The sequence below is a fragment of the Deltaproteobacteria bacterium genome, assembly GCA_005879795.1.
GTDB lineage: Bacteria > Desulfobacterota > Binatia > DP-6 > DP-6 > DP-6.
Genome location: VBKJ01000129.1, coordinates 1 through 21,444 on the forward strand (window position 1 = coordinate 1; position 21,444 = coordinate 21,444).

At 74.4% G+C, this 21,444-nt stretch carries 23 protein-coding genes; 15 read left to right on the top strand and 8 right to left on the bottom strand.

From position 1 onward, the window contains the following. Positions 1-1,054: 1,054 nt before the first annotated feature. The 3 genes from E6J59_07380 to E6J59_07390 all read left to right on the top strand — a co-directional run bounded on the left by E6J59_07380 (position 1,055) and on the right by E6J59_07390 (position 5,140). Positions 1,055-1,309, top strand: a complete 255-nt coding sequence (locus E6J59_07380; protein ID TMB20655.1) for a hypothetical protein — start codon at positions 1,055-1,057, stop codon at positions 1,307-1,309. A gap of 1,173 nt (positions 1,310-2,482) precedes the next feature. After that, positions 2,483-3,604, top strand: a complete 1,122-nt coding sequence (locus E6J59_07385; protein TMB20656.1) for a hypothetical protein — start codon at positions 2,483-2,485, stop codon at positions 3,602-3,604. Positions 3,605-4,141: 537 nt separating this feature from the next. Beyond that, positions 4,142-5,140: a hypothetical protein gene (locus E6J59_07390; GenBank protein ID TMB20657.1), complete on the top strand. Its 999-nt coding sequence runs from the start codon at positions 4,142-4,144 to the stop codon at positions 5,138-5,140. A gap of 50 nt (positions 5,141-5,190) precedes the next feature. Here the strand turns inward: E6J59_07390 and E6J59_07395 are convergent, their stop codons facing one another. From E6J59_07395 to E6J59_07415, 5 genes are read right to left on the bottom strand one after another with little or no spacing between them, the layout of a single operon-like run. Further along, on the bottom strand, positions 5,191-5,685 hold the full coding sequence (locus E6J59_07395) for an NUDIX domain-containing protein (GenBank protein TMB20658.1): 495 nt from the start codon (positions 5,683-5,685) through the stop codon (positions 5,191-5,193). Next, positions 5,652-5,984 (bottom strand): divalent-cation tolerance protein CutA, encoded by a 333-nt coding sequence (locus E6J59_07400; protein ID TMB20659.1) that lies wholly within the window; start codon positions 5,982-5,984, stop codon positions 5,652-5,654. The genes E6J59_07395 and E6J59_07400 overlap by 34 nt, the downstream gene beginning before the upstream one ends. A gap of 32 nt (positions 5,985-6,016) precedes the next feature. After that, a complete protein-coding gene (locus E6J59_07405; GenBank protein TMB20660.1) occupies positions 6,017-7,117 on the bottom strand; it encodes a hypothetical protein in 1,101 nt (366 codons plus the stop codon). Further along, complete coding sequence (gene plsX / locus E6J59_07410) at positions 7,114-8,109, bottom strand: phosphate acyltransferase PlsX (protein TMB20784.1); 996 nt, start codon at positions 8,107-8,109, stop codon at positions 7,114-7,116. The genes E6J59_07405 and plsX overlap by 4 nt, the downstream gene beginning before the upstream one ends. Positions 8,110-8,134: 25 nt before the next feature. Continuing rightward, positions 8,135-8,380 carry a glutaredoxin family protein gene (locus E6J59_07415; GenBank protein TMB20661.1) on the bottom strand — a complete coding sequence of 82 codons (246 nt, stop codon included), beginning with the start codon at positions 8,378-8,380 and terminating at the stop codon, positions 8,135-8,137. A 77-nt stretch (positions 8,381-8,457) separates the two neighbouring features. Here E6J59_07415 and rplU point away from each other — a divergent pair, with 77 nt between their 5' ends. The 3 genes from rplU to E6J59_07430 all read left to right on the top strand — a co-directional run bounded on the left by rplU (position 8,458) and on the right by E6J59_07430 (position 9,595). Next, entirely contained in the window at positions 8,458-8,769 is a 312-nt protein-coding gene (gene rplU, locus E6J59_07420; GenBank protein TMB20662.1) for a 50S ribosomal protein L21, read from the top strand. Next, the gene (locus E6J59_07425) at positions 8,769-9,032 is read left to right on the top strand and encodes a 50S ribosomal protein L27 (protein TMB20663.1); all 264 of its coding nucleotides are present in this window, start codon (positions 8,769-8,771) and stop codon (positions 9,030-9,032) included. The genes rplU and E6J59_07425 overlap by 1 nt, the downstream gene beginning before the upstream one ends. A gap of 374 nt (positions 9,033-9,406) precedes the next feature. Next, positions 9,407-9,595 (top strand): hypothetical protein, encoded by a 189-nt coding sequence (locus tag E6J59_07430; protein TMB20664.1) that lies wholly within the window; start codon positions 9,407-9,409, stop codon positions 9,593-9,595. A 38-nt stretch (positions 9,596-9,633) separates the two neighbouring features. On the opposite strand, the gene E6J59_07435 is transcribed toward E6J59_07430, so the two are convergent. Beyond that, entirely contained in the window at positions 9,634-10,350 is a 717-nt protein-coding gene (locus tag E6J59_07435; protein ID TMB20785.1) for a prolyl 4-hydroxylase subunit alpha, read from the bottom strand. Positions 10,351-10,431: 81 nt separating this feature from the next. Here E6J59_07435 and E6J59_07440 point away from each other — a divergent pair, with 81 nt between their 5' ends. The 9 genes from E6J59_07440 to E6J59_07480 all read left to right on the top strand — a co-directional run bounded on the left by E6J59_07440 (position 10,432) and on the right by E6J59_07480 (position 19,293). Then, a complete protein-coding gene (locus tag E6J59_07440) occupies positions 10,432-11,643 on the top strand; it encodes an FAD-dependent oxidoreductase (protein ID TMB20665.1) in 1,212 nt (403 codons plus the stop codon). A 4-nt stretch (positions 11,644-11,647) separates the two neighbouring features. Next, positions 11,648-12,523, top strand: a complete 876-nt coding sequence (locus E6J59_07445) for an alpha/beta hydrolase (protein ID TMB20666.1) — start codon at positions 11,648-11,650, stop codon at positions 12,521-12,523. Positions 12,524-12,618: 95 nt separating this feature from the next. After that, positions 12,619-13,662 carry a GTPase ObgE gene (gene obgE / locus E6J59_07450; GenBank protein TMB20786.1) on the top strand — a complete coding sequence of 348 codons (1,044 nt, stop codon included), beginning with the start codon at positions 12,619-12,621 and terminating at the stop codon, positions 13,660-13,662. After that, on the top strand, positions 13,659-14,837 hold the full coding sequence (gene proB / locus E6J59_07455; GenBank protein ID TMB20667.1) for a glutamate 5-kinase: 1,179 nt from the start codon (positions 13,659-13,661) through the stop codon (positions 14,835-14,837). Before obgE ends, proB begins: the two co-directional genes overlap by 4 nt. Before the next feature lie 75 nt (positions 14,838-14,912). Continuing rightward, positions 14,913-16,175: a glutamate-5-semialdehyde dehydrogenase gene (locus tag E6J59_07460; GenBank protein ID TMB20668.1), complete on the top strand. Its 1,263-nt coding sequence runs from the start codon at positions 14,913-14,915 to the stop codon at positions 16,173-16,175. Between the two features lie 5 nt (positions 16,176-16,180). After that, positions 16,181-16,837 (top strand): nicotinate-nucleotide adenylyltransferase, encoded by a 657-nt coding sequence (gene nadD / locus E6J59_07465; GenBank protein TMB20787.1) that lies wholly within the window; start codon positions 16,181-16,183, stop codon positions 16,835-16,837. Beyond that, positions 16,834-17,235 (top strand): ribosome silencing factor, encoded by a 402-nt coding sequence (gene rsfS, locus E6J59_07470; GenBank protein ID TMB20669.1) that lies wholly within the window; start codon positions 16,834-16,836, stop codon positions 17,233-17,235. Before nadD ends, rsfS begins: the two co-directional genes overlap by 4 nt. A 13-nt stretch (positions 17,236-17,248) precedes the next feature. Beyond that, complete coding sequence (locus E6J59_07475; GenBank protein TMB20670.1) at positions 17,249-18,553, top strand: tetratricopeptide repeat protein; 1,305 nt, start codon at positions 17,249-17,251, stop codon at positions 18,551-18,553. Then, a complete protein-coding gene (locus tag E6J59_07480; protein ID TMB20671.1) occupies positions 18,484-19,293 on the top strand; it encodes a glutathione S-transferase family protein in 810 nt (269 codons plus the stop codon). The genes E6J59_07475 and E6J59_07480 overlap by 70 nt, the downstream gene beginning before the upstream one ends. A 16-nt stretch (positions 19,294-19,309) precedes the next feature. On the opposite strand, the gene E6J59_07485 is transcribed toward E6J59_07480, so the two are convergent. After that, a complete protein-coding gene (locus tag E6J59_07485; GenBank protein TMB20788.1) occupies positions 19,310-21,100 on the bottom strand; it encodes a hypothetical protein in 1,791 nt (596 codons plus the stop codon). Further along, positions 20,482-21,444 carry an ArsA family ATPase gene (locus tag E6J59_07490; protein TMB20672.1) on the bottom strand — a complete coding sequence of 321 codons (963 nt, stop codon included), beginning with the start codon at positions 21,442-21,444 and terminating at the stop codon, positions 20,482-20,484. Before E6J59_07490 ends, E6J59_07485 begins: the two co-directional genes overlap by 619 nt.

Below are 21,444 nucleotides of genomic sequence, written 5' to 3' on the forward strand. Positions count from 1 at the left end.
CTCGCGAAGAAGTATCCCGACCTGCCCGAGCTGCTGCGCGCCTCGCTCGCCTTCCAGTACGACGACGGGACGGCGTTCGTGGGCCAGGCCCTCGCCGCGGGCGGCTGGGCGGCGGTCGACCGCGCGCACCTGGACCCGCCCGAGTCGACCGAGCAGGTGCTCCACCCGGCGCGCTACTATGCTGACCGCGACCGGCCGATCGCGGTCAGGCTCGGCGGCACGGACGGGCTCGAGGCGGCCGGCTTCAGGCGCATCCTCGAGGACACGCTCGGCGAGCTCGAGATCCGCGTGCTCGTCGCGCGCGCTCTCCCCGCCCAGCGCGCGGCCGGGGTCGCCGAGGGCTGGGGCGGGGATCGCCTGCGCGCGCTCGAGCGCGGCGACGATCTGGTGCTGGTGTGGATGACGGCCTGGGACTCGTCCGCCGACGCGGGCGAGTTCGCCGACGCGCTGCCGGGGCTCGTGCCGGACGCGAGCATCGAGCGGCGCGAGGAGCGGGTCCTCGTGCTCGTGGGACCTCCGGGAATCGACGGCGCGGCGCTCGCCGCCCGCGTGTGGGCTCGCACAACCGTCCTGCGCCCGCACCCGGAGTCCGCAGGCTCTCAGCCCGCGAGCCGGAAGCAGCCCGGCTCCTCGCGACCGCACCCTAGAGGCAGCCAACATAACCGCCGCGCCGCCGGCCCGGCTCGAGTGGTGCATCGGGAGCATGATGTGGATCATCGCGGCCTCGAGCTGTGCGCTTCGGCCTCACGCTGTCCCTCGCGGAACTCGGTCCAGAAACGGGCACGCGCCTCAGCCCAAGCGCCGCCCTCCTCATTGCGGTCCGTCTTCACGGCGATAAGAGCGCGTCGCCTCCACAACGACGCCCAAAGGCGTGCGAGCGCCTCGCGCAGACGGTTCTGCATCCTAGTTCATCCACACGAAGTCGGCAGGCCGCCATCGCCAAGCGCTGCCCTTACTTGGCATGGTGCTCGCCCCGATCTCTTCGCACCAGGTGCAGCTGAACCGGAAGGCGCGACCGCGAGATGGATGGCGCCAGGGATGTGATCGCTGCCCCGTGCAGGTCGATCAGGTGCCGGTCGCGAGCGACCCAGCGCCGGATGAAGAGCTTGCCGCGATCGCCGGCGCGCCAGAGCTTGCCGCTGATGTGCCCGCGCGGGAGCCAGACGCTCTTCTCCCCGATCTGGCAAAGCAGGGCGGGCGCCGTCGACCTGATGATGCTGACGTCTTCAAACGGCACGAGCTCATCGGCGTCGTCCGTGGCCATGGCACGATTCTCCTTCCGGAGTCCGCGCCGAGCACACGTGGGTAGGGAACGGGCCCCTGCACAGGTCGCGCTGCGGGGCTCTGAACGGGCTCGCATTCAATGTATCGGACTCGCGATGGCGGCGCAACGCGGGAGCGTATCGAGCGATGTGACGTGCATCAGCGGCGTTTGACTGGGAGGATGATTGAGCCTAGGGTCATAATCCCTCGTCTCGGGTGACCTCGGCGGACTTTCGCTTCCGACCCTCAGTCCGAGACCGCCTCGCGCCCGAAAAGGCCTCCGCGCGGTTGGCGCCTGCCCAGGCCGCTACCAGGAGGTTACGATGGGATTCCCCCGGGGCCCGCTTCGTGCGCCCGCACCGGCCCGTATCCGCGCTTCCGTCTTCGCCGTCGGTCGGCGTGTCTACGTTGCTTGCGCGGGAGACCGATCGGCCCGCGTGATGCTAACGGACAACGCCGGCAAGAGGCCTCTCGCGAGCCTGGGCGACGGCACCGAGGTCGCGATTCTCGCCTGGCGGCCCGGCTGGGCCGGCACCACGCAGTACCACGTCCGCGCGACGGACTCCGGTCTCGAGGGCTGGCTCCCGGTCGGCAACCTCCGCAGTACGGAGGCCGCCAGCTCGTCGGCACCCACCGCGCCGCCTCCGCCGGCCGTCCGTCCCGCCACGCTTCGAGTCGGGGAGTCGAGACGTCGGTTCGGCCAGCGGATAGGTTGAGTAGCAAGATCCCTGGCGCACATCGTCGATGCCTCGGACCGTGACTTCGAGCGGCAGGTCGAAGTCACCGCCGAGATGGGTGCCGGCGAGGTGCCGCGCGAGGCACAATAGCCGACAGCGGTCGTCGATGTGCTATGTGATCCAGACGACCGCACCAGGAACAGGAGGCGTTGATGGCCAGGAAGAGGACAAAGGGCAAAGCGACGAAGAACGTCGCTCGGAAGAAGGTCACCAAGACTGTCAGTGCCAACCGCAGGACAGGGAAGGCCGCGATGCCGGGCCGGCCGGCTTCGGAGACCTCCCCTCCGAAGCCCGCGGTTCCGGGACCCGCCGAGTCGCCGGGAAGCATCGACCTCCTCCGCGGTTGGTCGCCGTCTCGTTACTCGACGCGCTGATGCCAAATCGCATCGCACGAGCGCGGCCGCCGCGCGTGACGCCGGGCATCATCGGCGGACGCGCGGCACGCGGTTGCAAAGCCGGCGGGAGGTTCCTATAGGCACGGGATGCTCACGTGGCGGTCCGTGTCGCTCGTCGGCCCGACGGGCAGGCTGCGCGCCCCGGGCCAGGTGGCCGCCGAGTGCGACGAGGAGGACGGTGGCCTCCTGCTCACCGGCCATCGCTTCGGCCAGGTGGTGCCGTACGCGCGGCTCCTCTGCCACCATCTCGCGGCGCGCCCGCGTCCGTGGGCGGCGGAGAGCGAGATCCCCATCGCCCGCGAGCCCGGCCTCCTGCGGCTCGCGCGTCAGAGCGGCTGCCGCGCGCTAGTGCTCGGCCCCGAGCCCGACCCGCTCGTGCGCGAGGCGGACGAGCCGCGCGCGCTCCGCGCCGCCGCTGCCGAGCTCCGGCGCATCCGCCGCGCGGGGCTGCTCACGGTGGTGCACCTGACGCTCGGACGCGAGGGGGACGACGCCGGTGTCTTTGCGCGCGCGGTGTGGCTCTCGACCGCCGGGCGTGTCGCCTTCCCGCGGCTTGCGGCGCACGAGGGGGCGGGACCCATGAGCCCCGACGAGCTCGCGCGCGGCCTCGCCTGGGCCGTGCGGACCCTCCACGGCCATCGCGCGATCTGGCGGCGCACGGGCGTCGCCAGCGCCGGCCGCCGGGCGGCGCTGGTCGCCAACTACCGCCTGCGGCGCGCCATCGGGCGCGAGCCGACAGGCGAGCCGACGCCGGCCATGCGCCTCGCGCGGGCGCTCGCCCGGCCGATCCGCATCCGCGAGCGGGTGCCCTTCGTGTCGACCCTGGTCGGAGCGGTGCAGGCGGGCGGCGTGCAGGTGCGGAGCGCCTGGCTGCGCGCGCGGGCGCGGCGCGACGACCCGCTCGCCGCGTTCGTGATCCGCCTCGAGGGCGCCATCGACGCGCGCGCGGCGCGCAAGCTTGTCGCCCGCGTGCGCCGGATACTCGGCCGCACGCCCGAGCGCATCGTGATCGACCTGGGCGGCCTCGAGCTGGTGTCGCTGACCGTGCTCACGCACTTCCTCGAGGAGCACGCGAGCCGGCTCGCCTCGCTGCGCGGCCGGCTCGCGTTCCGCAACCTCCGGCCGGCTTTGGCCGCTCTGCGCCGCAACCTCCACGGCATGCTCCCCAACGCCGTGCTGCTCGAGCAGGCGCTGGAAGAGACGACCTGACCCCTGCGGCGGCGTCGACTCGCGCGGAGGTCCTTCCCCTCGCCGCGTGAGGACGCCACGCAACGCGAGGGTATTTCCCGGCCCTGCCCCGGGGCCGGCAGCGTTCGGGACGAGCTGGTGGGCTGAAAAAAAGAGCGGCCGGATTGTAGCTTCTACACGTCGTGGAGTGGGGCACGCTGCTCATTCCCCGTCCATCCAGCCTCGCGGCGCGGTCCGCCGCTGGCACTCGCATTGCAGTATACCAAGCGGCGCGCGCGGCGGCCCTGCCGAGCGGCATCGTTCTCCGATGTCTGACAAGATTGCGGACCCCCTCCACGCTCGTCATCGCCGCCGCGTTCGCCGCACCTCCCGTCCTCGCCGCCCACGCGACATCGCTACCGAAGAACTCTCCCCCTCACGCTCTCGCGGCTTCGGCGGCGAGCCAGCGCGGCTCGACGAAGCGGCCATCGACTTCCTGCACAGCCGCGAGGAGCCGGACGGCGTCATCCACGCCCGCCCGCTGCCGTCCGGTTCCTCCTTGCGCATCACCGACGGGTCGTGGCGCGCCATCGTCGAGCGCCGGGTCTCCGCCCGCGGGCGGGTGCTCGTCCTGCTCGACATCCCGCAGCGCCAGACGCGGGTGCAGATGCCGGAGACCTGGGTCCGGGACGTCCCCCCTGCCTCGACGGCCCCGCCCTGACGGTCCCCACCCCTGTCCACGTCGGCATTCCTCATGCGTGTGGAGCTCATGGCCGTGCGAGAGACCCGGGCGGCTGCCGGGGCCCGCACGTGAGCGGCCGCCGCGACGCGCGCCGCTCCGGGCCGGGCGCGGCCGGGCCGCCGCCGGAGAGCCAGGGCGCCGGTGCGTCCGCCCCCCCCGAGGTAACCATCCACCTGACGCAGCCGGGCGCAGGCACCGGCCCGGTTGCTCCGGGCCGGGCCGCTGCGGACGCACCGAGCATCCACCCGACCGCGATCATCGAGCCGGGGGTCACGATCGGCGCCCGCTCGGCGATCCGGGAGGGTGTGCACGTGTGCGGGCCGTCCGTCATCGGCCGCGACTGCGTCCTCGGCGAGCAGACCTACGTTGCCCACGACGTGACGATCGGCGACGGCGTGAAGACCAACGGGCGCGTCTACGTCTGCACCGCGGTCATGATCGAGGACCTCGTGATGATCTCCGTCGGTGTGATCTTCAGCAACGAGCGCTACCCGCGCGCCTTCGACGAGCACAGGCGGCTCGCCCCGTCGGGCCCGCCGGCGCCCACGCCCAGGATCGTGGTGCGTACCGGAGCGACGATCGGCGCGGGCGCGCTGATCGGCCCCGGGATCGAGATCGGCGCCTACGCCATGGTCGGCATGGGGGCGGTGGCGACGCGCGACGTGCTGCCGCACGCGCTGGTCGTCGGGTCACCGGCCCGGGTGGCGGGCTGGGTGTGCGTGTGCGGGACGCCGCTCGGGGGCGTGGCGGTCGCCCCCCCCGCGCAGTGTTCGCGCTGCGGCCGCCGCTACACGGTCACCTACGGGTCGCGCGGGCGCGTCCTCTCCCCGCTCTGACGTGAGGTCGACGCCGCGGGCTGGCTCCTCCGACCATGGCCGCCGCCGTGTCACTCCCTCGCGAGCAGCGTGCGGGCTCGGCGCATGAGCATGCGCTCGTTCTCGAACGTGGCCGCGCGCTCCGCTTCGTCGAGCGAGAACCAGCGCACGGCGTCCATCTCCCGGTCGCGGTCGCCGAAGCGCCCGCCACGGCGTCGCATGAGAAAGAAGCGCACGCGCTTCCAGACGCGCACCACGCGCCCCCCGGCGTCGCGCCGCGCGAACCAATAGGTGATGTCGCCCAGCCGCGCCTCGGCCTCGGCCTCGAGCCCGGTCTCCTCGCGCACCTCCCGCACCGCCGCCTCCTCCGACGACTCGCCCGGCTCGATGTGCCCCTTGGGGATGGTCCACACGAGGGCCCCGCTCTCCGGGTGGCGCCGCGCGGCGAGAACCACCGCCAGCGCGCCCGCGCGGCGCTGGTAGACGAGACCGCCGGCCGAGAACTCGCGCTCGAGCGGCGGCCGCGCCGCCTTCAGACGTCGCGGGCGGTCGACTCGGCGAGCCATGCGAGGTAGGTGCCCGACCCGGCCGACACCCCGAGCGCGAGCACCTCCGGCACCTGGTAGGCGTGCAGCGCGCGCACCCGGGCGTCGAGCGCGGGCACGTCCGCCGCGCGCGCCTTCACGAGGAGCAGGTGCTCGGCGGCCTCCTCGACGGCGCCCCCCCACCGGTACACGGAGCGGATCGGGCCGATCAGGTTGGCGCACGCGGCGAGCCGTTCCTCGACCAGCGCGCGCCCGATGCGCGCCGCCTCCTCGGCCTCGGCGGCGGTTACCAATACCACGACGAAGTCCTCCGGCTTCATTGGTCCTCCCCCTATCAGGTTCGTCCCCCCATCTAGGTCCCTCCCCTTCGCTCCCTCCCGCCCGCCGCCGCAGCCGCGGGGCGCAGGCGCGCCAGGATCGCGTCGTAATCGAGCGGGGGCGCCTCGCCCGCCGCGGCCCGGCCGGCCCGCATCCGCCGGCGACGCCGCAGCCGGCCGAGGGCGCCGAGCACGCGGCGCCAACGCGCCCGCGGTCCATCCGCCGGCGGCAGCACGCCCGTGGCCCGGAGCCGGGTGCCGAGGGCGCCCGCCGCGGCGGGCTCGAGGAAACCGCGGCGGACGAGGTCACCGAGCGAGTTCTCGAGCCCGCGCGCCGTGTAGCCCGCGCCCTCGAGCAGCACGCGGCCGACGCGCGCCACGTCCTCCGCACCGAGGTACCCCTCGGCGCCGAGCACGGCGGCGGTCTGGAAGTAGTTGAAGGTGGGCACCACGCGCGGCCCGAAGAGGCGGAAGGTTGCGGGCGGCGAGCGGCGCTCGAGGTTGATGAAGATGCGCGCCACGCGCTCACCGCCCGCCGCACGCCCGGCGAGCGCCAGGATCTCGTCGGCGAGGCCCGGGTCGACGCGGATGCGGCGCAGGAGGGGCTCCAGGCGCGCGGGCGCGAGGCGGGCCGCTAGCACGTCCGCGTAGAGCGAGTAGATGAGCGAGTCGAGCTCCCAGTCGTCGCCGAAGAGGAGCTCCGCCGCCCCGGGCGGCGCCGCGAGCCGGCCGCGCAGGAGCTCGGCCAGCTTGAAGCCCACGTGCTCGCGCAGGTTGCGGAGCTTGCCGCGCCTCAAGTGCGCGAGCTGATCCTTGAACACGATCCCGTCGTACGGCACCCCGTCGAGCGCGAGCTTCTTCCGGACGGCCGCGCCGATCTGCGGCGGGCTCGCCGACACGAAGTAGACGAGCGCCTTCCGCCCGTGCCGCTCGGCCGCGGCCTTGAGCGCCCGGATGAGCTCGGCCACGCCCGGGACCTCGACCTTGTCCTCGGCGCGCTCGAAGGCCGTGCGCAGGAGCGAGCGCAGCGAGTCGAACTCGCTCCGGAGATAGGTCTTGTCGAGGTCCCAGCGGCAGAGGAGCGGGGCGCCGGACGCGGGCGGCGCCGCCCCCGGACGAGCGCGCCGGATCCTCATCGCGCCGCCGCCAGCGCGTCGGCGATCTCGCGCGGCACGTGGTCGCGCACCGCCTTGGCCGCCACCTTGACCGCGTTCGCGACGGCGCGCGCGCCCGAGCGCCCGCGGCACTTGATGAAGACGTGCTCGAAGCCCAGGATCGGCGAGCCGCCGTACTGCGTGTAGTCGGTGAGCGCCCGCGCGCGCTCGCTGCCGCGCGAGAGGAGGCGGAGGCCGAGCCGCCACGCCACCCGCCGTTCGCCGGCCCGGCCGGTGACGTCGTAGAGCACCTCGGAGACGCCCTCGATGAGCTTCAAGGCGACGTTGCCGAGCAGGCCCTCGCACACGATCACGTCGGCGCGCCCACGCACCAGGTCGTTGCCCTCGACGTTGCCGACGAAGTTGACCACCGGGAGCTGGCGCAGGCGGCGGTGCGCTTCGACCAGCACCTCGCCTCCCTTCATCTCCTCGCTCCCCATGTTCATGTTGAGGAGGCCGATCGCGGGGCTCGCGACCTTGGAGACGCGGCGCGCGTAGACGCTCCCCATGAGCGCGAAGTGCACCAGCTCCTCCGCCTCGCACCGCACCGTGGCGCCCACGTCGAGGAGGAGCGCCAGCGGGTCCTGGCCGCCGTGCTCGCGCTGGCGCGGGTAGACGCTCGCCAGCGCCGCGCGCCGGACGCCCCGCAGGAGGCGGAAGTGCCTGGCGCAGGCGAGCACGCAGGCGCCGGTGTTGCCCGCCGAGACGAGGGCCTGGGCCCGCCCCTCGGCGACGGCGCGCACGCCCACCACCAGCGAGGCGTCGCGCCGCTTGACCGCCTGGCGCGGCTCATCGGCCATGCCGATCGCGTCGGTCGCGTGCAGGATGGCGATGTGCTCGGGGTTGTAGGAGACCCCCTCGAGCACGCTCTGGATGCGGCGCTCGTCGCCCACCAGCAGGCACTCGATGTCGGTCGCGAGCGAGACCTGGGCGACGCCCTTCACGACCTCGTCCGGCGCGTGGTCGCCGCCCATGGCGTCGACGGCGATGGTGGGCACGCTAGGAGCGCTCCCGCGCCAGGCACGCGCGCAGCGCGGCCGGATCGACGCGCGCCGTGAACGCCTTCCGTCCGTTGATCGCCAGCACCGGGACCTCGTCTCCGTACGCGGCCGCGAGGGTCGGATCCGTGTCGACGTCGACCAGCTCGAGGGCGAGCGGGACGTCGCGCGCGACTCGCTCTACGACGGCGCGCATCTCGTGGCAGAGCGGGCACTCGGCCCGGGTGTAGAGCGTGAGCTGGATCATCCGCGCCGGTTGACACCCCGCGGCCCCTCCAGTACAGACGATGGCTTCGCGCGGCAAGAGTGCGCGTCCATCCGCCCATGGCCTACGCCGTCATTCGTACCGGAGGAAAGCAGTACCGCGTGGCAGCCGGCGACGTGCTGCGCGTCGAGCGGCTGGCGGGTGAGGTGGGCGCGCCGGTCGAGTTCACCGAGGTGCTGCTCACCGCCGGCGACGGGGCGGTGCGCGTCGGCACCCCGCTGGTCGAGGGCGTGTGCGTGCGCGCCCAGATCCTCGCGCAGGGGCGCGCGCGGAAGATCCTCGTCTTCAAGAAGAAGCGGCGGAAGAACTACCGCCGGCGCCGCGGCCACCGGCAGTCGATCACGACGGTGCGCGTGACGGAGATCGCGTAATGGCGCACAAGAAGGGTCAGGGCAGCACCCGCAACGGGCGCGACAGCGCCGGGCAGCGGCGCGGGGTCAAGATCTTCGCCGGCCAGCGCGTGTGGGCCGGCAACATCCTCGTCCGTCAGTGCGGTACGCGCGTGCACCCGGGGCCGAACGTGGGCATGGGGCGGGACTTCACGCTCTTCGCGCTCTGCGACGGCACCGTGCTCTACGAGCGGCTCGGCAAGGACCGGCGCCGGGCGCGCATCGTCCCGGCGTCGCAGGCCTGAGCCCGCGCTCCAGGCACCCTTCGTTTCTGCGGCCGTCCCGGCCTGCGCTACCTTCGCTTCCTGCTGCCCTTGACGCGCTTGTGACCGGACTTGCGTTCCTGCTTCTTGCGCGCCTTGTGCTTGAGCGAAGCGCGGAGGCGGGCGGTCTTCCTCGTCTTCTGGGCCATCCTGCTCGCCTCCTACTTGCGGCTGCTGGAATTGTCCACTGATGGTGAGCCCGCGCGTGGCGACATGCGCCTCCTCAGGAACGGGAGCCGCCGCGACCGCGAGCCGCCCGCCGGCGCTCCTTCGCCGCGGCCTCCCGCTGCTGTCGTGCCGACTCGGCCGCAGTCGGCGATCGACGCTCCTCGGCCCAGGCATCACGGTGCCGGAGCATGGGAACGTGCGCGTCCCAGCAGGCGACCGAGCAGAAGGCCAGTGCCGTGCGCGGGCGGTTACAGGTCGAGACGTTGCACGCCCAGTACGTACTGACGAACGGCAGCTCCTTCTTGCAGGTGGAGCAGCGTTTCCAGAACGACCCCTCAGGACCCATCCCGATCCCCCGCCGATGCGTGCACGCGTGACGCCTAGGACGCCTCGGGGGCGGAGGTCAAGGGTGTCCTCACTCGGCGTCGTGGAAGATGATGCCGAGGCTCAGGCGCTCGCCGGCGGTCACCCGGCTGACGCCGTGGCGCACCGTCACGCGGTAGGTGCCGCGCGCGCCCGCCACCGGCCGGTGGCGGTTCGGGAAGATGACCGCCTCGCCGCGCTCGAGGACGACGACCTCGGCGCGCGACTGCGCGCGCGGCCGCTGCTCGACGAGCAGGAGCTCGCCACCCGCGTAGTCCCTGCCCCGGCGGCCGAGCACGCAGGTGAGCTGGAGCGGAAAGGCGAGCGCGCCGTAGAGGTCCTGGTGCAGGCAGTTGTAGCCGCCGGCCGTGTAGCGGAGGAGGAGCGGGGTGGGCCGTGTCTGCCCGTGGGCCGCGCAGCGCGCGAGATAGGCGCCGAGGTCGGGCGGAAAACGCTCCGCTACGTCCATCGCTTCCATCCAGCGGTTGGCGATGGGCGCCAGGTGCCGGTAGAGATGAGCGCGCAGCGTCGCGACCAGCGGCGGCAGCGGCGCGGCGAAGTACTTATACTCGCCCACGCCGAAGCGCAGGCGCGCCATGTCGATGCGGCTCCGGAAGCGGCGCTCGTCGGCCCACAGGCGGCCGAGGGCGGTGCACTCCCCGGCGTCGAGCAGCGCGGGCGTGGTCGCGCAGCCGCGTTCGTCGAGGCTCCGCGCGATCGCCTCCCAGTCGAGACGCGCGAGCCGCTCCTGGATGGACCGCCGGGCGATGCCCCGACCCTCGCGCGCCGGCCGGGCGGCGTCAAGGCGCGGCTCCTGGCATCGGCGCGCGCACGGCGCTAAGTCTCGCCCGTGGCCCACGCGGTGATCGTCGGCGCCGGCCCGGCCGGCGCTTCGCTCGCCTACCTCCTCGCCCGCCGCGGCGTCGGCGTGACGCTCCTCGAGCGGCAGACCGACTTCGCACGCGAGTTCCGAGGCGAGGGGCTCATGCCGAGCGGCGTCGAGGCCCTGCGCGCGATGGGCCTCGGCGCCGCGCTCGACGCCCTCCCCCAGACCCACATCCAGGCGGTCGAGATCTTCCGCGGCAGCCGCCGGCTCGTCCGCATCGAGCCGCGGGACCTGGGCGCGCCGGGGCCGCGCATCGTCTCCCAGCCCGCGCTCCTCGAGATGCTGGTGGCGGAGGCCGCACGCTTCCCGAGCTTCCGGCTCGAGCGCGGGGTCACGGTGCGCGACCTCGTCCGCGAGGCCGAGCGCGTGGCCGGCGTGCGGGCCGACACCCCCGCGGGCAGCCGCGAGGTGCGCGGCGACCTCGTGATCGGGACCGACGGCCGCGCCTCCGTCCTGCGCGCGCGCGCCGGCCTGCGCGCGCGGCACGCCGAGCAGGCGTTCGACGTCGTCTGGTGCAAGGTTCCCCAGCCGGCCTTCCTCGACCGCGGCACCGCGCGCGCCTACCTCGGCCACCGCCACTTCGCCCTCCTCTTCCCCTCCTACGACGGCCGCCTCCAGATCGGCTGGATCATCGACAAGGGCTCGTTCGGCGATCTCCGCCGCCGCGGCATCGAGGGCTGGATCGCGGAGATGGCGCGCCACGTCTCGCCCGACCTGGCCGCGCATCTGCGCGCCGTGGGGGGCGCCATCACGCATCCCTTCCTCCTCGACGTCGTCTGCGACCGGCTCGAGCGCTGGTGGCTCCCGGGGCTTCTCCTCCTCGGCGACGCGGCCCATCCCATGTCGCCGGTCGGCGCCCAGGGCATCAACATCGCTCTGCGCGACGCGCTGGTGGCCGCGAACCACCTCGGCCCGGCGCTGGCCGGCGGCGCGGCGCCCGCCGCGCTCGACGCGGCCGCGGGGCGCGTGGCGGCGGAGCGGGAGCCCGAGGTGGCCGAGATCCAGCGCCTGCAGCAGGGCCCGCCGCGGCTCCTCTTCGGCCCCGCGTGGCGGAGCGATCTCCTCCTGGGCGCGCTCCTCCCGCTGCTCGCCCGCCTGGGGATCGTGACGCGCGTCGCCGGCTCGGTCTTCCGCCGCTTCGCCAACGGCGTCACCACCGTGCGGCTGGCGGCGTAGCGCCGTGCTCGCCGCGCGACTCGAGACCTTCCTGCAGACTCACCGGCGCGCACGACCGCCGAGCGCGGCCGACGTCCGCTTCGTCGAGCTGCGCGAGGCGACGCTGCGCGTGCGCGTGGCGGGCGAGGGCACCGCCGCGGTCGTGATCGTGCCCGACCCGCCGAACGTGATCGAGCACTACGACGGCCTGATCGCGCTCCTCGCGCCGCACGCGCGCGTCGTCTGCTGCGAGGCGCCCGGGTTCGGCTTCTCCCGGCCGGCGCCCGGCTTCGACTTCGGCCTGGCGAGCCAGGCGGCGACCATGGCCGCCCTGCTCGCGCGGCTCGCGCTCGGCCCCTACGTCCTCGCCTTCCCGTGCTTCGCGGGGCTGGTCGCCGCGAAGCTCGCGAGCGACCGCCCGGAGCTGGTGCGCGGGCTCTGCTTCGTGCAGACGGCCGCGTGGTCCGAGGAGCTCGGCTGGGTGCGCCGCATCGATCGGCGCGGGCTCATGCAGACGCCGTGGCTCGGGCAGCTGGCGACGTCGCTCGGCAAGCGGCGCGTGGCGCGCGCGTGGTATCGGGCGGCGCTGCCGCCGGGCGCGGACCCCGCACCGTTCCTCGCGCCGGCACTGGCGGCGTTCGAGCGGGGCGGCGCCTACTGCCTCGCCTCGGCCTTCCAGGCCGCGTGCCGCACGCCGGCGCCGCGGCTCGGCCCCGTCCGCCAGCCCGCGCTCGTGGTCTGGGGCGGCGCGGACCGGACCCACCGGCGCACCGACAAGCGCTCGATCCTCGCGTACGCCCCGCACGCGGACTGGGCCGAGTTCGAGGGCGCCGGCCACTTCCCCGACCTGGAGCAGCCCGAGCGCTTCCGCGACGAGGTGCTGCACTTCCTCGCGCGCTAGCGCGCGCCGGGCGCGCGGCGGCGGTGCCCTGGCCGCGCGCGGCGGCTCCGGCCCGCGTGGAGCGGGGTCCCGCCTTCGGCTACCATGCGCGCGCGATGAAGTTCGTCGACGAGGTGCTGATCCGCGTCGCGGCGGGCGACGGGGGCCGCGGCTGCGTCAGCTTCCGGCGCGAGAAATACGTGCCGCGCGGCGGCCCGAACGGCGGCGACGGGGGCGACGGCGGGGACGTCGTGCTCGCCGTCGACCCCGGCCTCTCGACGCTCGTGGACCTCTCCTACCCGCAGCACCTGCGCGCCGGGCGCGGCGAGCACGGGCGGGGCAAGGACCAGGACGGCGCGCGCGGCGCGGACCTCGTGCTGCGCGTGCCGCCCGGGACGCTGGTCTACGATGCGGAGACGGACGAGCTGCGCGCCGATCTGCGCGCCACGGGCGAGCGCGCGGTGGTCGCGCGCGGCGGCCGCGGCGGGCGCGGCAACATGCACTTCGCCACCCCCACCAACCGCGCCCCGCGCCACGCCGAGCCCGGGACGCCGGGCGAGCGGCGTGCGCTCCGGCTCGAGCTGCGCGTGCTCGCCGACGCGGGGCTGCTCGGCTTCCCCAACGCCGGCAAGTCGACCCTCGTCCGCGCCGTCTCCGCGGCCCGCCCGCGCGTCGCCGACTACCCCTTCACGACCCTCGTGCCGCACCTGGGCGTGGTCAAGCTCGACGCGGAATGGGGCTTCGTGCTCGCCGACGTGCCCGGGCTGATCGAGGGCGCGCACGCCGGGCACGGCCTCGGCACCCGCTTCCTCCGTCACCTCTCGCGCACCGCCGTCCTCGTGCACCTGCTCGACGTGTCGGGACTCACCGGTCGCGATCCCCTCGCCGACTTCGAGGCGCTGAACCGCGAGCTCCGGCTGGCGAGCCCGGAGCTCGCGCAGAAGCCGCAGATCGTGGTCGCCGGAAAGCTCGACCTGGCCGAGACGCGCGCGCGCCTCCCCGCGGCCCGCCGGGCCTTCGCCGCGCGCGGTATCGAGCTGCACGCCGTCTCGGGCGCCACCGGTGAGGGCGGGGCCGCGCTCATGCGCGTCGTGGGAAGCGCCGTGCGCGCGGCGCGCGCGGCGGCGCCGGTCGCCATGCCGGCGGCAGCGCCCGCATGAGCGCGCTCGCCACCGACGACCAGCACGCCCACAAGGCGCGCCTCCTCCGCCGCGCGAAGCGGGCGGTGGTGAAGATCGGGAGCAACGTGCTCGCCGGGACGGGCGGCCTCCGCCGTGAGCGCGTGCGTGCGCTGGCGGCGGAGATCGCAGCGCTGGCGGACGCCGGCCGGCAGATCGTGGTCGTGAGCTCGGGCGCGGTGGCGGCCGGGGCGGTACGCCTCGGGGGCGCGGGCCCGAGGCGCAACCGCATCGACTGGCGTCAGGCGGCGGCGGCGGTGGGGCAGATCGGCCTCATGGCCGCCTACGAGCGCGCCTTCGCCGCGCACGACCGGCAGGTGGCGCAGGTGCTGCTCACGCACGCCGACCTGGCCGACCGCCGCCGCTACCTGAACGCCCGGCACACGCTGCGCACGCTCCTCGACCTCGGCATCGTGCCGGTCGTCAACGAGAACGACACGGTGGCGGTCGAGGAACTCGCCTTCGGCGACAACGACAACCTCTCGGCGCTCACCGCCTCGCTCGTCGAGGCCGACCTGCTCGTCATCCTGAGCGACGTCGAGGGCCTGCACGCGCGCGATCCCCGCCTCGACCCCGGCGCCCCGCTCGTGCGCGTGGCGCGCGCCCAGGACGCGAGCGTGACGCGCGCCGCCGGGCCCGCGCAGAGCGGCGTCGGGACGGGGGGCATGGCCTCCAAGCTCGCCGCGGCGCGCCAGGCGGCCGCCGCCGGCATTCCGACCCTGATCGCCGACGGCACCCGCGAGGGCGTGCTGGCCGCGATCTTCGATCCCGCCGCGGAGACGGGCACGCTGCTCCTCGCCGACGGCGATCGGCTCGCGCACCGCAAGCACTGGATCGCTTACGCCCTCAAGCCCGCCGGCGCCCTCCACCTCGATGCGGGCGCCGAGCGTGCGCTCGCGAAGGGCGGCCGGAGCCTGCTGCCCTCGGGCGTACGCGCGGTCGCCGGCGGCTTCGGGGTGGGGGACTGCGTGCGCTGCCTCGGTCCCGACGGGCGCGAGTTCGCCCGCGGCCTCGTCAATTACGGCGCGGCCGAGCTCGAGAAGATCAAGGGCGCGCACACGCGCGACATCGAGCGCCTGCTCGGCTACAAGGGCAGCGACGAGGTCATCCACCGCGACGACCTCGTGCTGCTCGGAGCGGCGGCCGCCGAGAGCTGAGCGGGCGGGAGGCGCGCCCCGGCCGTGGCGCAGGAGGTGGCACCATTCCGCCACCTCCGTTAGAGTACCACGGCGATGCAGGCGATCGAGGCCGCACGCATGGTGGACGCGCTCTCGGGTGACGCGCGCGGCGCCGCGCGCGTGCTCGCCGGCGCGTCCAGGGCGGCCAAGGACGCCGCGCTGCGCGGCGCCGCGGCGCGGCTGCGCCGCGACGACCCCGCGATCCTCTGCGCCAACGCGGACGACGTCGCCCGCGCGCGCGCCGCAGGCGAGAGCGCGGCCTTCGTCGATCGCCTGACGCTCACGCCGGCGCGCATCGACGCCATGGCGCGCGGCCTCGAGGAGATCGCCGCCCTCCCCGACCCCGTCGGCGAGACGATCGCCGCCTGGCGGCGGCCGAACGGGCTCGAGATCGCGCAGGTGCGCGTGCCGATCGGCGTCGTGCTCTCGATCTACGAGTCGCGCCCGAACGTGACCGCCGACTCGGCGGCCCTCTGTCTCAAGACAGCCAACGCCGCGCTCCTGAAGGGCGGCTCCGAGGCGCAGGCGACGAACCGCGCGATCGCGGCGGCGGTTCGCGCCGAGGTCGAGGCCGCCGGGCTGCCCGGCGCGGCCGTGCAGCTGGTCGAGGGCGGACGCGAGGTGACGCGCGGGCTGCTCAAACGCGACGACCGTATCGACGTCGTCATCGCGCGGGGCGGCGAGACGCTCAAGCACACGATCCTCGAGGAGAGCCGCATCCCGGTGATCAAGCACTTCGAGGGCATCTGCCACCTCTACGTGGACGAGAGCGCCGACCTCGCCATGGCCGAGCGCATCTGTCTCAACGCGAAGGTCGAGCGGCCGAGCGTGTGCAACGCGATCGAGAACCTGCTCGTGCACGAGGCGGTCGCGCCGCGCTTCCTGCCGCGCATCGCGGCGGCGCTCCGCGCCCGCAGCTGCGAGCTCCGCGGCGACGCGGCGAGCCGCGCCATCGTCGCCGACCTGAAACCCGCCACCGACGCCGACTGGGACACCGAGTACCTGGACCTGATCCTGAGCGTCGCGCTCGTGCCCTCGCTCGACGCCGCCCTCGCCTTCATCGCGCGCCACTCGACGGGCCTCGCCGAGGCGATCGTCACCGAGGACTACCGCGTCGCGCGCCGCTTCCTCGCCGAGGTCGACGCCGCGGCGGTGTTCGTGAACGCCTCCACCCGCTTCACCGACGGCTACGAGTTCGGCTTCGGGGCCGAGGTCGGCATCAGCACGAACCGCCTGCACGCGCGCGGGCCGATGGGCCTGCGCGAGCTCACCACCTACAAGTACCAGGTGCAGGGCAGCGGCCAGATCCGCGCGTGAGCGGCATCGGCATCTTCGGCGGGACGTTCGACCCGATCCATCTCGGGCACCTGCGCGCCGCGGAGGAGGTGCGCGAGGCGGAGCGCCTGGACGAGATGTGGCTCGTCCCCGCCGCGCTCCCCCCCCACAAGGAGGGCGAGGCGCTCGCCGGGGCGGCCGATCGGCTCCGCATGGTCGAGCTCGCCGTGGCCGGCGTGCCCGGCTTCCGCGTTTCGCGCCTCGAGCTCGATCGGCCCGGCCCGTCGTACTCGGTCGACACGCTGCGCGCGGTGCGCGCCCAGGTGGGCGCACCGTCGCGGCTCGTCTTCGCACTCGGCCTCGATGCGTTTCGCGACTTCCACCTCTGGAAGGAGCACGCGGCGCTGTTCGCGCTCGCCGACGTCATCGTCGTGACGCGCCCGCCCGCGCCGGCCCGCCTCACCGCGGATGAAATTCCTCTTGCGGCTCGGGAGGCCTTCTGGTACGACTCGGGCAGTGGGGTTTTCCACCACCAGTCGGGGCGCGTGCTGAGGCTTCAGCACATCACGGCCCTCGACATCTCGGCGGCCAGGATCCGCGCCAACGTCGCCGCCGGCCGCTCGATCCGCTTCCTGGTGCCGCCGCTGGTCGAGGCGTACATCGCCGAGCACCGGCTCTACCGCGAGGAGGACGCCCGGCGTTGACCCGTCTCGGCGGCTGGGAGCAGGCGCTCGAGTGCACCCGCGCCGCTCTCGACCACAAGGCCTACGACCTCGTGGTGCTCGAGACCGGCCGGCTCACGTCGATCGCGGACTACTTCGTCATCTGCAGCGGCCGTTCGGACACCCAGGTGCAGGCGATCGCGCAGGCGGTCGAGGAGCACCTGGGCAGCCTCGGCGAGCGCCCGCTGTCGGTCGAGGGGCTGCCGCACGCGCAGTGGGTGCTGATGGATTACGGCGACGTCGTGGTCCACGTCTTCTACGTGCCGGTGCGGAGATTCTACGACCTCGAGCGCTTGTGGATGCGTGCGCCGCGCGTCGAGTTGCCCGAGCCCTTCCAGAGCCAGGCGCGCAGCCAGAAGACCGGCACCGAAGGGCGCTGACGGCGCGCCGTTCATGACGCGCTGGCTCTGGGCGCTGGTCGGCGCGGTGGTGGTCCTCGGCGCCGGCTACTTCGCCTTCCTGAATCCCGACGGGGTCGAGCTCCATCTCACGCCCGCGCGCACGGCGAACCTGCCGCTCGCGGCGGCACTCCTGGGCGCCTTTGCGGCTGGTGGCGCGCTCGTCGGCTCGTTCGCCGGCGTGCGCGCCGGTGCGCGCGGCTGGCGGCGGTGGCGCACGGCGCAGCGGGCGCGGCGCGAGGCGCGGCGCGCGGCCGTGGTGGCGCGCGCGCAGCACCTGGTGTGGGCGGGCGACTACCGGACGGCGCGCGGCGAGCTCCTGCGCGCCGAGGGCGGCGCCGTCCCGAGCGACGCAAGCCGCCTGGCACTCCTGGCCGAGGCCCATCTCTACGACGACGACCCCGCCGGCGCGCGGAGGCTCCTCGAAGAAGGGCTCCAGCAGGCCGGGCCGGAGCCGCGGCTGCTCGCGCTCCTCGCAGAGGCGGCCGAGCGCATGGGCGACCTCGGCGCGGCAGCCGACGCGCTCGAGCGCACGCGGGCCGCCCATCCCGAGAGCCCGCGCCTCGCACGCCGGCTGCGCGACGTCCACACGGCCGCAGGCCGCTGGTCCGAGGCCCTCGCCGTGCAGGGCGAGATCCTGCTCCGCGTCCGCGACCCGGCCACGCTCGCGCGCGAGGAGCAGGTGCTGCGCGGGCTCCGCTACCAGGCGGCGCTGGCCGAGCCCGAGCCGCGGCGGGCGGCACGGCTCTGCCTCGCCATCGCGCGCGAGGATCCGGGCTTCGTGCCCGCGTCGGTAAGCGCCGGCGACCTCTTCGAGCGCGCGGGCCGCCGCTTCACGGCGCGACGGGTGTGGGAGCGCGGCGCGCGGCGGCGGGCGGCGGTGGTCCTGCTCGAGCGCCTCGAGCGTCTGAACACGAGCGAGGGGAAGCCCGAGCGTACGACGCGGCTCTACCGGCGCCTCGGGCGGCGCCATCCGGAGAGCGCGGCCGTCGCGCTCCTCTTCGCGCGCCATCTGATTGCGCAGGGCAGGCTCGATGAGGCCGAAGCGGCGCTGAACACGCTCCCCGCCGCCGCCGCGGGCCATCGCCTCGTGCACGTCCTCTGGGCCGAGGCGCACCGGCAGCGGGGCAACTCGAGCCTCGCGGCCGAGACCTACGCGCGCGCCTTCGGCGCCGACCTGGGCCTGGTGGCGCCGTTCCGCTGCGCCGCCTGCCGGCGCGAGGCGGCGACATGGAGCGGCTACTGCGAGGAGTGCAAGCGCTGGGGGACGTTCGAGGCAGAGGTGGAGCAGGCTTCTTGACCCAGCCGTGCGCGCGTTCCATGGTCGCGCGCATGGCCAGGCTCACGCTGATCGAGCTCTATCCCTCGCCGTGGTCGGAGCGCCTGCGCTGGGCCCTCGAGTGGAAGCGGGTGCCGTACGCGCGGCGGGCGTACCAGCCGCTCGCGGGCGAGGAGGAGCTGCGCCGTGCCACGGGGCTCTCGACCGTGCCGGTGCTGCTCGCCGACGGCGAGGTGATCGGCGACTCCGACGCCGCGCTCGAGTGGCTGGAGACACACCACCCGTCGCCCGCGCTCGTGCCCGAGGACCCGCGGCTGCGCGCGCAGGTGCGCGCGTGGGAGGTCGCGGCGACGGAGACCCTGGCGCCCGCAGCCCGGCTGGTCATGATCGGGCGCTGGAAGGCGCGCGGCATGCAGCCCTTCGCAGACCACTTCGCGGCCAAGTACGGGTGGTCGGAGGCGGAGGAGGCCCGCACGGAGCGGCTCCTCAGCGCGCTCATCGCCGATCTCGCGCGCGCGGTCGCCTCGTCGCCGTACCTCGTGGGCGAGGGGTTCACGCGCGCGGACCTGACCGTGGCGTGCATGGTGGCGGGCGTGATCGGCATCCCGCCCGACGAGCTCTTCGCGCTCGAGGAGAGCATGCGCGCGATGTTCGGGGTGCTGCCCGAGGAAGACCCTGCGGTCGCACCGCTGCGGGCCTGGCGGGACGGGATCTACCGGCGGCACCGGGGTGGACGGGTCACGCCGGACGCGGGTGCGTGACGCGGCGGCCACGGTTTCATCCCACCGTCGCTTTCCCCCCGAACAGATGCGCATGCATCTCCGCCAAGCTCGCCAGATCGTGCACGTCCCGCGCGAAGTTCGGCACCTGCACCACCGGCACGGCGCGCGGGAGGCCGGCACGGAACATCTCCAGGCGGAGCGACTCGCCGCGCGCCAGCGCCTGGTAGTCGACGAAGTTCGCCGCCAGCTCGGCCGCCTCGCCGGTCGCGCCACCGAGCGCCCTCGCGACGGCGCGCGCCACCTGTTCCGCGTCCTCGGGCCCGAGCTCGCCGCGGCGCGCGCCGCGACCCGCGGGCCGGTACTCGCGGTGGACCCGGTTGAAGACGACGCCCTTGAGGGGCATGTGCAGCTCGGCCATCTTCGTCGACAGGTACTCGGCGTCGCCGAGGACCTGCTCCTCGGGGCCCGTCACCAGCACGAAAGCGGTCTCCGCGCCGCGCAGCACCTTGTAGGCGCGCTCGACACGCGGCTGAAAATTCTCGAAGAGGCCGCTCATGCTGGTGAAGAAATCGGAGATCTCCGCCAGCGCCGACATGCCGGTCGCCTGCTCGAGGCGGCGGAGGAGGAAGCCGGCCGTCCGGTTCATGGCGCGGAGCGCCGACCAGCCGGCCGAGAAGTACGGGCGCACGAACCACCTGACGACCTTGCGGTCGAGGAAGTCGCCGATCCGCGTTGGCGCCTCCAGGAAGTCGAGCGCGTGGCGCGTGGGCGGTGTGTCGACCACGATGAGATCGTAGGCGCCGTTCTCGGCCAGCACGCAGAGCTGCTCGATCGCCATGTACTCCTGCGAGCCGGCGAAGGTCTGCGAGAGGTGCTGATAGAAGGGGTTGGCGAGGATGCGGGCGCGCGCCTCCGCCGGCGCGTGGCGCTCGACGAGCGCGTCCCACGCGCCCTTCTGGTCGAGCATCATCGCGGCGAGGCTCCCGCGCGGCGCCCCGAGCCCCTGCGCGGTGAAGTAGGTGGCGGGGATCTCGCGCGCGTCGTGGCCGAGCGTCTCGACGCCGAGCGAGCTCGCGAGCCGGCGCGCGGGGTCGATCGTGATCACCACCGCCCGGCGTCCCGCGAGCGCGCCCCAGAGCGCGATGGAGGCGGCGACGGTCGTCTTCCCCACCCCGCCGCTCCCGGCCGAGATGACGATCTGGTGCCGCTCGACCAGCTCGCGCAGCGTCACGACGACCTCGAGCGCCGGCGCGCGGCGGGCTCCGCGCGTCCCGCCATCCCGGCCTCCAGCAGGCGCGCCGTCTGCTCCAGCTCCGCGCACCCGAACTCCTCGACGAACAGGAAGGGCAGCTCGATGAGCGGCGCGTCGCCGATGCCGGCGTGCAGGCGGGCCAGGTTGGCGGCGTTGATGTCGGACCAGCCGCTCTCCTCGGCGGCCCGCTCGGCAACGCAGTGAAGAAGCGCGCGTTCGGCGCTCGGCTCCATCCGGGCGGCGGCGTGCAGGCGCTCGACGGAGGCCGGATCGAAGCGCCGGCGGTGCAGGCGGTTCACGATCACGTGGCCGAGCGGGAGGCCGAGCGCGCCCGTGAGCTGCGCGCGCATCTCGAGCGTTTCGATGACCGGCATCTCCTCGGCGAGCGTCACCAGGTGCACCGCGGTCGCGCGCGGGTCGCGCAGGAGGTTGGTGATCTTCGTCGCCTCGCGCTGCACCAGGCCGGCGCCGAAGGTCTCGCGCGCCGCCTGCGGCATGCGGAGGTACTGGAGGCTGTGGCCGGTCGCCGGCGCATCCACCACGATCGCGTCCCACGCCGGCCGCCCGCCCTCCGTGCGCGTCGCCTCGTACCAGATCTTCCCGACCGTCATCAGCTCCTTCAACCCGGGCGCGGCGGCGACGAAGTACTGGTATATCTTGCTCTGCAAGACGGTGGCGAGCAGGCGCTTCACCGGGATGACGAGGTTCAGGTACTCCTCGAGCGCGGCCCGCCCGTCGACGTGGAGCACGTGCAGGCCGGCGCGCACCTCCGGGCCGAGCAGACCCGCGAGCCGCCCCCCCGGCTCCATCTCGACCCCCAGCGTGCGCCGCCCCCGGCGCGCGAGCGTGAGCGCGAGGGCCGCCGCAACGGTCGTCTTCCCCACCCCGCCCTTGCCGACGACGAAGTGCAGCCGGCGCTCGAGGAGCGAGGCCGGCAT

Bases quoted from the DNA above. Each gene is read 5' to 3' on its own strand.
- E6J59_07385 (TMB20656.1), top strand. From the start codon at position 2,483: ATGCTCACGTGGCGGTCCGTGTCGCTCGTCGGCCCGACGGGCAGGCTG.
- E6J59_07395 (TMB20658.1), bottom strand. From the start codon at position 5,685: ATGGCTCGCCGAGTCGACCGCCCGCGACGTCTGAAGGCGGCGCGGCCG.
- E6J59_07400 (TMB20659.1), bottom strand. From the start codon at position 5,984: ATGAAGCCGGAGGACTTCGTCGTGGTATTGGTAACCGCCGCCGAGGCC.
- E6J59_07405 (TMB20660.1), bottom strand. From the start codon at position 7,117: ATGAGGATCCGGCGCGCTCGTCCGGGGGCGGCGCCGCCCGCGTCCGGC.
- plsX (TMB20784.1), bottom strand. From the start codon at position 8,109: ATGGGCGGCGACCACGCGCCGGACGAGGTCGTGAAGGGCGTCGCCCAG.
- E6J59_07415 (TMB20661.1), bottom strand. From the start codon at position 8,380: ATGATCCAGCTCACGCTCTACACCCGGGCCGAGTGCCCGCTCTGCCAC.
- rplU (TMB20662.1), top strand. From the start codon at position 8,458: ATGGCCTACGCCGTCATTCGTACCGGAGGAAAGCAGTACCGCGTGGCA.
- E6J59_07425 (TMB20663.1), top strand. From the start codon at position 8,769: ATGGCGCACAAGAAGGGTCAGGGCAGCACCCGCAACGGGCGCGACAGC.
- E6J59_07430 (TMB20664.1), top strand. From the start codon at position 9,407: ATGGGAACGTGCGCGTCCCAGCAGGCGACCGAGCAGAAGGCCAGTGCC.
- obgE (TMB20786.1), top strand. From the start codon at position 12,619: ATGAAGTTCGTCGACGAGGTGCTGATCCGCGTCGCGGCGGGCGACGGG.
- proB (TMB20667.1), top strand. From the start codon at position 13,659: ATGAGCGCGCTCGCCACCGACGACCAGCACGCCCACAAGGCGCGCCTC.
- E6J59_07460 (TMB20668.1), top strand. From the start codon at position 14,913: ATGCAGGCGATCGAGGCCGCACGCATGGTGGACGCGCTCTCGGGTGAC.
- E6J59_07475 (TMB20670.1), top strand. From the start codon at position 17,249: ATGACGCGCTGGCTCTGGGCGCTGGTCGGCGCGGTGGTGGTCCTCGGC.
- E6J59_07480 (TMB20671.1), top strand. From the start codon at position 18,484: ATGGAGCGGCTACTGCGAGGAGTGCAAGCGCTGGGGGACGTTCGAGGC.
- E6J59_07490 (TMB20672.1), bottom strand. From the start codon at position 21,444: ATGCCGGCCTCGCTCCTCGAGCGCCGGCTGCACTTCGTCGTCGGCAAG.